The 9449-nt window shown below is 44.7% G+C and carries 10 protein-coding genes; all 10 read right to left on the reverse strand.

Annotated elements, in window-relative coordinates:
- Positions 1-145: 145 nt before the first annotated feature.
- Positions 146-319, reverse strand: a complete 174-nt coding sequence (locus tag AB7U36_RS12145; RefSeq protein WP_428160035.1) for a nucleotidyltransferase substrate binding protein — start codon at positions 317-319, stop codon at positions 146-148.
- 44 nt (positions 320-363) lie between these two features.
- Positions 364-1680: an RNA-binding domain-containing protein gene (locus AB7U36_RS12150; protein ID WP_428160036.1), complete on the reverse strand. Its 1317-nt coding sequence runs from the start codon at positions 1678-1680 to the stop codon at positions 364-366.
- Positions 1681-1714: 34 nt separating this feature from the next.
- Positions 1715-2101, reverse strand: coding sequence for an HI0074 family nucleotidyltransferase substrate-binding subunit (locus tag AB7U36_RS12155; protein WP_428160037.1), 387 nt, complete (start codon positions 2099-2101; stop codon positions 1715-1717).
- Positions 2098-2391, reverse strand: a complete 294-nt coding sequence (locus tag AB7U36_RS12160; RefSeq protein WP_428160038.1) for a nucleotidyltransferase domain-containing protein — start codon at positions 2389-2391, stop codon at positions 2098-2100. The genes AB7U36_RS12155 and AB7U36_RS12160 overlap by 4 nt, the downstream gene beginning before the upstream one ends.
- 41 nt (positions 2392-2432) lie before the next feature.
- A complete protein-coding gene (locus AB7U36_RS12165; RefSeq protein ID WP_428160039.1) occupies positions 2433-3584 on the reverse strand; it encodes an RNA-binding domain-containing protein in 1152 nt (383 codons plus the stop codon).
- Positions 3585-3608: 24 nt separating this feature from the next.
- Positions 3609-4751 (reverse strand): glycosyltransferase, encoded by a 1143-nt coding sequence (locus AB7U36_RS12170; protein WP_428160040.1) that lies wholly within the window; start codon positions 4749-4751, stop codon positions 3609-3611.
- A gap of 19 nt (positions 4752-4770) precedes the next feature.
- Positions 4771-6036: a TIGR03087 family PEP-CTERM/XrtA system glycosyltransferase gene (locus AB7U36_RS12175; protein WP_428160041.1), complete on the reverse strand. Its 1266-nt coding sequence runs from the start codon at positions 6034-6036 to the stop codon at positions 4771-4773.
- Positions 6033-7079: a GNAT family N-acetyltransferase gene (locus AB7U36_RS12180; protein ID WP_428160042.1), complete on the reverse strand. Its 1047-nt coding sequence runs from the start codon at positions 7077-7079 to the stop codon at positions 6033-6035. Before AB7U36_RS12180 ends, AB7U36_RS12175 begins: the two co-directional genes overlap by 4 nt.
- Complete coding sequence (gene wecB / locus AB7U36_RS12185) at positions 7079-8170, reverse strand: non-hydrolyzing UDP-N-acetylglucosamine 2-epimerase (RefSeq protein ID WP_428160043.1); 1092 nt, start codon at positions 8168-8170, stop codon at positions 7079-7081. Before wecB ends, AB7U36_RS12180 begins: the two co-directional genes overlap by 1 nt.
- A gap of 42 nt (positions 8171-8212) precedes the next feature.
- Positions 8213-9449, reverse strand: a 1237-nt coding sequence (locus AB7U36_RS12190) for a nucleotide sugar dehydrogenase (protein WP_428160044.1), incomplete at its 5' end; no start/stop codon positions are given.

The following is a 9449-nucleotide window of genomic DNA, read 5'->3' on the forward strand; positions in this document are numbered from 1 at the left end:
CCTGTCTCTTTATGGACTTGTATTGATGCGTCTACGATTAATTTTGCTATTTCGTTTTCTGTCATTTGTTTGTCTCACACAAAGGCACTAAGGCACAAAGGGTAATTTTTTCTTTGCGGCTTTGTGTCTTTGTGCGAGGCTAAATTTAGATAAATTTAGTATAAATCAGAACCAGTGTGTATCCCGCCCTGTCCGGTGTTGTGATCATACCCATCCAGTTTTCACCATCTGTAATCAGCTGATTCTGAAAAGACTCCCTGGTCGCATCTCTTGATCCCGTGATATGGGTATTCCCCTGGTATTGAAAATAGTCCTTCATCACTTTCCAGTTTTATTTTGGTATCGCGTCAAGGAGCCAAGTCGCTATGTATTATAGTAGCCGCCCTGCTTAGGCGAACCCTTAAATATAATTTTTTGTTCTTGCCGAAGTTTTTTTACCCAGCGTTCAAGTGTTTTTAACGGAATATTCAGCATGGTTGAATATTCTGGAAGTCTTAAGCCGGGATTCTGCTGGATACATCGGTAAAGAGAATTTACTCCCTCACTTACTCCCTCACGCAATGAAAATGTAACACGTATTCCTCCACCCGCCTCTTCAATTTCAAAGGACAGTTCCGGGTAGGCTTGAAGCTCTTTGCGAATACGGAGCATGCCGCTGCCGTATTTTTCGATATTCCGGGTCAGGTAAAAGGCTTCGGCTGTCAGCTTGTTGCGCAGTTGTGAAGGATAAGTGTCTGTTAAAAGGTCTTCTATGGTCAGGCCGCCGTAAAGAGTCCCAGGGTTGAAAATGGTGAGTTTATCATCAAAAATTTTGATCTGGATGTCAGAAGAATTTCTGTAATCCCGGTGTACAACAGCATTGAGCAACGCCTCCCGCAGTGCCGGCAGGGGATATGCAAACCGTTCTTTTCGCTGCAGTGCGCCGTCAAATTCAAAAGACACTTTAATATGGGATACAATGAATTTCATGGCCTGCTCGACGGCCTCGAAAAGCGTATCAGTAATCTGCCGATCGTCGATGATGGTGACAGGAGTTTTAAACCGGCCAATATGGATATGATGGCGCAGTGGTTGTCCTGAAAAGAGAAGTAATGCAGCCCAGGTCGGTGCATCACCTGTAATCAGTTTTAATTTTTGCAGGGCTTGAAGAGGATCCAGATCCAGGCTGAAACGGCCAGAGGTATTAACCGTCTCAATAAATTTTTCGATCTTAGGGATATCCAGTTCATCCAGGGAGATGCTTTCAGCGGCATGTGCGTCCCATGAGACTTGCAGGGACTGCATATACAATTCGTTTATTTCCTTTAAAGTAAGTTGTTGGTTGGAGCTTGCAACTCGCTTGAAATATTTTCCGCGTGTACTTACGGGTTTAACCGGATACTCACTCATATGGATCAAAACGAGCGTCATTCCGGATATGGAATGAGTGGCAATATCCGGAATGATTGAGGGGCTTGTGGCTGATTTTATCTGTCCCAGCCATTGATTGAGTGTTTCTTTGCCGATGTCAACACCGCATACCGTTGCATGATCTTTTACGCCAACAAGCACGGTGCCGCCGTTTGTATTGGCAAAAGCAACCAGTGTTTCGATGGTTTCCCGGCCAAAGGTCGTTTTGAATTCAATAGTCTCGGACTCACCGGCATCAAGTATGTGGTTAATGTGATGGATATGCTGCATCAAAAAAGTTAGGATCAGGTTGCGTTTTTATGGTTCAGTACACCGATATCCGCTGATACAAATTTTTTATCGCTGATAAATATAAAGGACATTTTTTATAAATCTGTTCTGCCTGTTCTTCATTATAGGTGTGTGACAGTAAGTTTCTGGATTGAATCATTTCTAAAAAAATATCCTCGTGTTCGATAATCGAAAGGGCATATGCTTCCTTGAAAACGAGTCTCGGGGATACGGCTCGGATTCCATGGATATCCTCTAAGAAGATTTTCAGTGTTTTCCACATCAATTCATATGTAAATTCAAACCGCTGGATCGTGGCATCCATAACAATGGACGATTCCGGTTCCTGCAGCGCTTCTGCGAAACGATCGGTCGCCTTTCTCAAATTTATCAGACTTTTTTCCAATTTGCCTGATTTCATACTTGGATTTCCTTTGTGTGTTTTAAAGCGACCTTTTTAAACGCTTCATCCACTGAATTGAAATCGACAAGATCTATTTTTAATAGTGTAGGGATTTGCTCTAATTTCTCCTGGATGCTCAGCCATTTTTTTCCTGAAATCTGTGAATCAGTAAGTATCCCGATATCGATATCGGATTTTTCATCGTGGATTCCTCTTGCGCGGGACCCGAATAGAAACAATTGATAGTTGCCCTCTATTTCACTGCTGATTATTTTTGATGCCTGTTTCAGGATTTCTTCTATTTTCATTCTGATCTCACAAAGGCACAAAGGCACAAAGTTTATACGTTTTACAATGGAAGAATGGCCTGAAACTCTTCGCCGGCTTCCTGGAAAACCGGTTCAAACCCAAGCCGCCTGGCTTCATGGCAAACCATGGGGATTGCTCTGCCAAGTTTATCGATGTACCTTAAATTCTCCATAAATTTTACAATTACGGGGTTAACGGCATAGCTTACCCCGCTTTTCAGTTTTTCAATGGTAACCGTATTGGGCAGGCGGCCGGGGCTGATAAACTCAATCCGGTCATCAAAGTGTAAAATTCTGATTCTGGAACCATGGATTGAATAATTTCGATGGACACAGGCATTTACCAGAAGTTCCCTGAATACTTTATCCGGGTATCGCGTTGATTGAATCACCCGCTTTGCTTTTTCTATTTTCGATGCTTCCATGATATTGTGTTTAAGGACAGACAGAGCCGTATCAATCTGGAAAGGCAGATTCCCTTCAATGACCTGGCGATCAATTAATTCGTCATTTAATCCTATTCCGGCAAAATGCGCATAACTGATGCTCGAATTCTTTAAGAACTTCTGGGGATACGTACCAAAAAGCAGAAGTCCTGCAACCGTGACATTTTTTTTGTCTGTGAGTACGTCAGTATTGATTAATAATGACGTCACATCCTTTTCATCATCAATATCAATATCATCTCTTTGAAAATACGACGAAATGGCAGTCATATTTAAATGCTTTAAAGAGGTGTTTTCAATCCCTGTCAAGTCATAATGAAATATCCCTGCATGCTGAAACATGCGCATTAATTCAGCCTGTGAGGCTACCCGGCTGGTAGACCCGATCCGGATATGATATAAATTTTTATTTGTCTGGTAAGGTTTATCGCTCCCTTTGGGGATATCTATGACAACGATCTTTTTGCCGTCAATCTCAACAATGAAGCAAGCGGCCTGGATAGCGGGAATAATATTCTGCCTGGACATATTGGCTACCCATTCTTCCCAGTTTTTTGGATCGTCCACACCACATATTCCTGCCTGGTCATTGACACCGATTAGAATCGTTCCGCCCTGGGCGTTAGCAAAAGCAGCCATTTCTTTGGCAATGGAATCCGGATGAACTTTTTGTTCTTTAAATTCTATAAACTGATTCTCTCCCTGCTTAATCCGTGCTTTGACTTTATTGCCTGCAGCATAGGTCATTTATTTAAAGCTCTCCATACTGCTTTAAAGAGCCTGATTAATTAAATCCAGCTTTGCCTGCCATGTTTCTTTTGACATGGCGGATATACGGGCATCGCGTTCTTTATCAGAATTTCCGGAATTTAGAATATCTGAGATGGCCTGTTCCATTGCTTGGGGGGTGTCTGCAAGTTTAACCAAATGATCGTATTTTTTAACCTCCGGCATGGGGGTTGAAACCACCGGCAAGCCTGCCGACAGGTACTCGCGCAGCTTGATGGGATTCACAGCATGGGTTAATTCATTGATCTTGAAAGGAATCAGCCCGAGGTCCAGGTGGCCACAGAAGGACGGCAGGTCCTGATATGGTTTCCGTCCGAGGAAATACATGTTGGTGGTTTCTTTGTATCTGCCTATATCTATACTGGAGTCAGCATCTCCGATCAGTACGAAGTGCCACTCCGGTCTTTTTTTTGCTATCTGCCAAAGTAGATCAACATCCACCCAGTCGCGGATCAGGCCAAAGAATCCCAACCGGGGGTGGGGGATCTTTTGCAGTTCCTGCGGGCAGGGTAGGTTTTCCGTTACCGCACGGTTGAAATGGTGGAAATCCACGCCGTGGGTAACAAGGATGGTGTTGGGATTCCAGCCTTTTTTCTTTTCCTGCAACACCATGGCGGTGGTGATAACGAGGTCTGATTTTCTGCAAAGTTCTTCTTCATCTTTTAAGACCTGAACCCTATCGTATCCGGAAAAGGCGGCATGGTCGTCCACACAATAATAAATCACTTTTTCTTCATCGAACTGATCCAGAGCATAAGCAATGTCAGGGGTAAAGGACCAGATCTGAACCGCTCCTTTCCGGATTTTTTTAAGGGCCTGTCTGATCTGAAAAATAAGTAAAAATCGGTTAAGTTTTCTCGCAAAACGGGAACTGGGCAAAGGGATAACCAGCGGGGTTAAAACAAAAATGTTTTTCCTGGGGTTTTTCATGCCTTTGGCGATCTCTATCAGCTTTTTTACCATATACAGAAGGTCGGAAGAGCTGGTTGTAGGCGTCCTGGAGGCATGGTAATTTATCCAAAGTACAATATTTTGTTCGGCCATCAGGTGCATGACATGGTGTTTGCTGGTCGGCGGGGCATCGTATCCAGAAGCAAAGCAAAGAATGGTTTTTCCAGTTAGCATGGGAATCGTAGTCCTTTGATCAATTGGCCGCAGGTTGCAATGGAAGTAAACGTTCCAGTGCCCTTATATTAGTCTGCCAGTTATAATTCTCAAGAATAAAATCCCGAGCATTGCCGGCTAAAACCTTTCCTTTTTCTTCGCTGTTCAGCAATTGAACAACTTTATCGGCAAAGTGTTTTGGATCATCTTCGATCAGGACATGTACGTCAGGTTTTCCCTTGATTCCCTCAAACGCTTTTCCTGTGGTGACAACAGGGCGGGCCATGGCCATGGCTTCCAAAACCTTATTCTGGACACCGGCAGCAATACGCAAAGGGATGACGCAGACATCTGCCCCCCGGTAATAGGGCCGGATGTCGTCGACAAACCCGGTTACCCGGACCCCTTGCCGATCCCCCAGGGCTTTGACTTCCGGCCCTGGATTGCTGCCCACGATATAAAACAGAAGATCCGGATGTTCTGATCTGATTCTGGGGAACACTTTCCGGCAAAACCAGGAAACGCCTTCCACGTTTGCGTAATAATCCATGGCCCCGGTAAAAACCAAAACCTTCTGCCCCTCTTTTTCCCTGAGTGGAACAGGCTCAAACCGCGCATCCGGAGAGAAATAATCATGATCCACCCCATTGGGAACAGCTGTCAGCTTTTGGGCTTGTTTATTCAAGTTGATGAATACCTCAACTTCATGGGTTGAAACAAAGACGGAATGATGGAATAAATGATTGATTATTTTCTCGTATTCTAAAAGACGTCGGCCTTCAATCTCGTAGATCAAGCTCATTGGAAAACGGCTGTTTGCAGCATATTGATTCCATTTCTGGGAATCCACATCACAGAAATCCATGATAAGGACCTGTTGTGAGCTGTTTGAGAGAGGTTTGCGTGGGGTAAGCGTTTCTTTAAGCGCAGGACAACGAAACAGATATTCGGCCATGGGGGATGAAAAGCAGAGAACCGCATCGTAAGTCTTCTCGCTCATCCATTGATTCAGGCAGATTTGAAGCTTTTTGTTATAAAAATACGAGACCGACAACGGCCTGAACGGGATTGCCAGGCCGGCCAGGCTATTTATCCTGGATTTCCAGATATTCAGACCAAATAGCTTAACCCTGTTGCAATAGGTTTCCAGTTTTTTTTTATGGGATAGATCGTTGGGATCATCTGCCAGTGCAAGCAAATCAATTTCATGGTTCTGGCCCAGGCACCTGATTTCGTTAAATGTCCGGATCTTGTCTCCTTTGTTCGGAGGGTAGGGAACCCTATGGGCCAGATAAAGAATCTTCATAGCGGGATGTATTTTCTGGCCGCTGTTCCGAGAGCTGTCGCGGCACCGACGGGCAGGTGCATAATAAAAGATTCAGCAAGTCTTCTATTTCCTGAAACAGAAGACCCGGAAAAGGTCAGTTGGCGACCCTGTTTAAAATCGGCCCAATGAAGATATTCCGGACGGGCATCCCATTGTCTTTTAAAACGAAAAGTACCTTCGTCAGGCGTGGATCTTCCAAAATCAAAGGCCGGATAACCATTGTCTGCAGCAAACTTTAAAAACGTCCAGTAAAGCATCATGTTGGGATTCAGTTTGTTGAACCTGCGTAGGGAAGATGCCCATGGGATGGATACGATCCTGGGATGGCACAGGATAATTCCTGCAGCGGCCGGCTCTCCGGACGGGGTGTAAACAACGGCAACATGAGCCCGGTTTCCGTAGTATTTGAGAATGGCGTGTATCCATTTCCTGCTATGGACCGGAGATCCCAGATCCCTCATATTTTCGGAGAACACGGAATAAAAATCAGGCAGCAGATTCAGGGATCCTAAGGTTGATGTCAGGCCGTTTTTGTACGCCTTTTTTACCTGGCTGCGAACTTTTGCCTTTAATCCGGCAAGAAGCAAATCCGAAGCATCAGGGAGGTTAAGAAGCATTCTTGCCTTTTGCTGATTTATCGTCGTTTCGGAAGGGATATCTGCAAATGGCCTGCTGGATCTTATGGACACCTTCGCGGACTGGACGATCTCTAATGATTTCTGAAATAATGCCCTTTCAATTAAAGTATCATCTGCCAAAGGCCCTCCTGCATCGCAGTAGGGAAGGGATATCAGTTTTTTTTTGGAAAAAGGTAGTTTGAAAATTATCAGCGGTAAGACGCCTTTTACCCGGCGGTTGTCCCGGGCCATAAGATAGCAGGCCTTGAATTTATAGGCTTTTTCAATGGATTCTTTCCATGCAAAAAGTTGGTAGGCAATACCGTTTGGATGGGAAAGAACATAACTATCCCAAGCCGCTTTATCTGAAACTGTCGCGGCCTTTATTGTTAGATGAAACCTCATCAGGAAGCCAGAATGGTATCCGTAATTCTTTCGGCGGCCTGGCCATCCCACAAGTCGGGTTTTCTGCCGGTTTTCCAGTTCCCTGCCATGATTTTTTCAAAATTGACCATCAATTTCTCTTTTGAGGTGCCAACCAGTTCGTTGGTGCCCTGGGTGACAGTGATAGGTCTTTCCGTATTTTCCCTTAAGGTGAGGCAGGGAATTCCAAGGGCAGTTGTCTCTTCCTGAAGCCCGCCGGAATCCGTCAGCGCAACTACGGAATCTTTCCAGAGATTTAGAAATTCCATATAGGACAACGGATCTGTAAGGGTGATGGTCTCTGCCGGCTTGATACCAAACGTTTCAAGGTTTTTCCGTGTTCTTGGATGAATCGGGAAAATTAAAGGAAGTGTCCTGGAGATGCTGGACAGGGAATCAATCACCACCTCCAGGGTATTTTTATCATCGACATTTGAAGGCCGGTGAAGCGTTACTACACCATACCTGGTGTGATGCTGTTTATATTCAGTTGTTTTAAATGTTTCCGGAGGCATTTTTCCCAGTTTTGCGAGCTGATAATACAAATTATCGATCATTACATGCCCGACAAAGTGAATGGATGAATCAGGTTTGCCCTCTTTCTTGAGATTGACCATTCCCTGTTCCTCAGTGACAAAAAAAAGATCGGAAATCGAATCTGTGACCATGCGATTGATTTCCTCAGGCATGGTAAGATCAAAACTGCGCAGACCGGCTTCAACATGAGCCACTTTAATATGCATCTTCTTGGCAACAATGGAGCAGGCCAGGGTTGAATTCACATCCCCGACGACCACAACTAAATCGGGTCGCTCATTCTCACATATGGATTCAAATTGCACCATAATTTTAGCTGTCTGCTGCGCATGAGTCCCACCGCCGGCACCCAGATGATAATCCGGGTTTCTGATACCAAGCTCTTCAAAAAAGATATCGCTCATGTTCTGGTCATAATGCTGACCTGTATGCAAAATTTTATATTCAATTTCATTGGTTTTATTAAAAGACCGGGCAATGGGGGCAATCTTCATAAAATTAGGGCGGGCCCCTGCAATCAGCATAATTTTAATCATTGGTTCTCCTTAGAGCCGATTCATTAATTACCAAACAGCCTCTTACAACCGCCAGAATGGAACACCGGCTTTTTTGACATCTTGGACATCCAGAATACTTTTTACATCTATAAGGCCGCCCATGGGATTTAATTTATCAGTAAGCGCTGCCAACGGCAACGTTCTATACCACGCATGGGGAACAGCCAGAATTAATGCCCCTAAATCCGTCAACGCATCCCAGGGTTTCAGCTCGACATTATAATGTTTGCCGGATTCCTCCGGATCAGCAATGGGATCATGAACCAAAACTTCACAGCCGTAAGATTCAAGCTCCCTTACGATGTCAATGACGCGGGTATTTCTCAAATCCGGGCAGTTTTCTTTGAATGTAAGTCCAAGAATACCGACTTTGGTGCCTTTGACGGATTGGGAGGATGCGATCATCATTTTAACAGCTTTTTCCACGACAAATTTACCCATTCCATCGTTGATCCTGCGGCCTGCCAGGATAACTTCAGGGTGGTATCCTTCACTTTCCGCTTTAAATGTCAGATAGTAGGGATCAACTCCGATACAATGGCCTCCCACAAGGCCGGGGAAGAACTTCAGGAAATTCCATTTCGACCCTGCGGCTTCAAGCACATTTTTTGTATCAATGCCAAGCCGGTCAAATATCAGGGCCAGTTCATTCATCAGTGCGATGTTCAAATCGCGCTGGGTATTCTCAATAACTTTTGCGGCTTCTGCTTCCTTAATGGTACGGGTCCGGTGTACCCCCGCTTCCACGATGGATTCATAGAGAGTGGCTACTGTTTCAAGGGTCTGTTCATCGTCACCAGATACCACTTTCACTATTTTAGTAAGCGTATGTTCCTTATCCCCGGGATTGATTCTTTCCGGAGAGTATCCAACATGAAAATCTTTTTTCCAGGTCATACCGGACTCTTTTTCCAAAATCGGCACACAGATGTCTTCGGTGACACCGGGATATACTGTGGATTCGAAGACAACAACGCACCCTTTTTTCATGACCTTTCCCACTGTCCTTGAGGCACTTTCCACAGGATAAAGGTCTGGTCGCCTTGCTTTATCTATGGGCGTTGGGACCGCCACCACAATGATATCAGCATCAGACATGAGCTGTGGATCAGTGGTCGGGGTAAAATATATGGCATTTTCAAATTCTTCTTTTGAAACTTCGCCGGTGGGATCTTTGTGGGCCAGGCTATTGTCCACAATGGACTGTTTTAAATCAAACCCGATGGTCTGGTATTTTGTACCAAAATGTACGGCTAAG

The sequence above is a fragment of the Desulfobacter sp. genome, assembly GCF_050177295.1.

Coding starts and splice junctions, on each gene's coding strand:
- AB7U36_RS12145 (WP_428160035.1), bottom strand. CDS start 319: ATGAAGGACTATTTTCAATACCAGGGGAATACCCATATCACGGGATCA.
- AB7U36_RS12150 (WP_428160036.1), bottom strand. CDS start 1,680: ATGCAGCATATCCATCACATTAACCACATACTTGATGCCGGTGAGTCC.
- AB7U36_RS12155 (WP_428160037.1), bottom strand. CDS start 2,101: ATGAAATCAGGCAAATTGGAAAAAAGTCTGATAAATTTGAGAAAGGCG.
- AB7U36_RS12160 (WP_428160038.1), bottom strand. CDS start 2,391: ATGAAAATAGAAGAAATCCTGAAACAGGCATCAAAAATAATCAGCAGT.
- AB7U36_RS12165 (WP_428160039.1), bottom strand. CDS start 3,584: ATGACCTATGCTGCAGGCAATAAAGTCAAAGCACGGATTAAGCAGGGA.
- AB7U36_RS12170 (WP_428160040.1), bottom strand. CDS start 4,751: ATGCTAACTGGAAAAACCATTCTTTGCTTTGCTTCTGGATACGATGCC.
- AB7U36_RS12175 (WP_428160041.1), bottom strand. CDS start 6,036: ATGAAGATTCTTTATCTGGCCCATAGGGTTCCCTACCCTCCGAACAAA.
- AB7U36_RS12180 (WP_428160042.1), bottom strand. CDS start 7,079: ATGAGGTTTCATCTAACAATAAAGGCCGCGACAGTTTCAGATAAAGCG.
- wecB (WP_428160043.1), bottom strand. CDS start 8,170: ATGATTAAAATTATGCTGATTGCAGGGGCCCGCCCTAATTTTATGAAG.